Source organism: Sphingomonas sp. S-NIH.Pt15_0812 (genome assembly GCF_003951315.1).
Classification (GTDB): Bacteria; Pseudomonadota; Alphaproteobacteria; order Sphingomonadales; family Sphingomonadaceae; genus Sphingomonas.
Genome location: NZ_QLJH01000093.1, coordinates 1 through 1274 on the forward strand (window position 1 = coordinate 1; position 1274 = coordinate 1274).

General features: G+C 65.3%; 1 protein-coding gene. It reads right to left on the reverse strand.

Translation table 11 applies throughout. The features are described 5' to 3' along the window. Window positions 1-49 precede the first annotated feature (49 nt). Window positions 50-1162: an NAD(P)/FAD-dependent oxidoreductase gene (locus tag BRX43_RS20030; RefSeq protein WP_125996793.1), complete on the reverse strand. Its 1113-nt coding sequence runs from the start codon at window positions 1160-1162 to the stop codon at window positions 50-52. Between the last annotated feature and the right edge of the window lie 112 nt (window positions 1163-1274).

The following is a 1274-nucleotide window of genomic DNA, read 5'->3' on the forward strand; positions in this document are numbered from 1 at the left end:
AAACAGACATTCATGGTGAAATCAGCGCTCCCCGAAAGCGGACATCCATTCATCGGCTCACGAACAGTTCCACCACACGCATCGGCGCGTCTGGCCCGAAGAACCGCGCGAGATTGTTGGCACTGTGATGGGCAACGGCATGGCTGCGGTTGAACAGCTCATTCTCGTAAGCCGACAGCGCCGCTTCTTGGTCATCAAGGCTGCCTATCAATGCTTTAGCAAGCTCTGCGCCATCAAGCATGGCGAGATTGGCCCCCTCGCCAGCGAAGGGTGACATGAGGTGCGCCGCATCGCCGATCAATGTCACGCCCGCCACCCGCTCCCATGCAATCAACGGTGGCAGCGCATAGATGGGCCGAACGACGGGCGTGGTATCGCCGTTCGCGACGAACGCGCGAAGGGTCGGCGCCCATCCGTCGAACAGGGCCGCCACGCGTGCAGTGGCGGTCGGCAGATCGGCGGTGGCCCAGGCCTCGGGGCGGGTGACTGCGACATAGGTGTGGATGCTGCCGTCGGCGTTGCGGTGCGCCAGGATGCCCTGGCCGGGCGTCACCGCCATCAGCGTACCCGAGCCGATCACCGCCGCGGCGGCATGTGCCCGCGGGTCGTCGCGAGCGAGACGCAGCTCGACGAAGCTGATGCCGGTGTAGGAGGGGCGAACATCGGTCACGAGCGGACGCACCCGCGACCACGCGCCGTCCGCACCAACCAGCAGCATCGTCTCCGCTGTCAAGCCGTTCGCGAACGCCACCATGTAGCGACCGCCTTCCGCGGCACAAACCGAAACAACCTTGTGTCCCCACCGTACGACGCCGGGCGGAAGGGCGTTGAGTAACATCCGGCGCAGCTCGCCGCGATCAACCTCCGGCCGTGTCGTGGCGGGGTTGCCGGGACAGTCGAGCAGAACCGTCCCTTGACAGTCCACGACCCGCTTTGCGTCCTCGCCCGGCCGCACCAGCGTCAAAAATTCTTCGTGAAGCCCTAGATCGTGCAGCGCGCGCTGCCCGCTATGCTCGTGGAGGTCGAGGAGTCCCCCTTGAGCGCGCGCATCTGCCGATACCTCCGCTTCGTACACGACAACCTTGATGCCGTGCCGACACAATGCGCCAGCGAGCACCAGCCCGCCAAGCCCCGCGCCGATGATAGTGACGTTCTCTCGCATATATCCGTGCTCCTTGGTCCCGCAGGCGTGCCTGCATCGACATCAGTGGAGCCGCTGGCCGGCGAGAACCGGCGTGCGCGCGGAGGGTGGACGTAACCATCCCGCCGTTTTT

Bases quoted from the DNA above. Each gene is read 5' to 3' on its own strand.
- BRX43_RS20030 (WP_125996793.1), bottom strand. From the start codon at position 1,162: ATGCGAGAGAACGTCACTATCATCGGCGCGGGGCTTGGCGGGCTGGTG.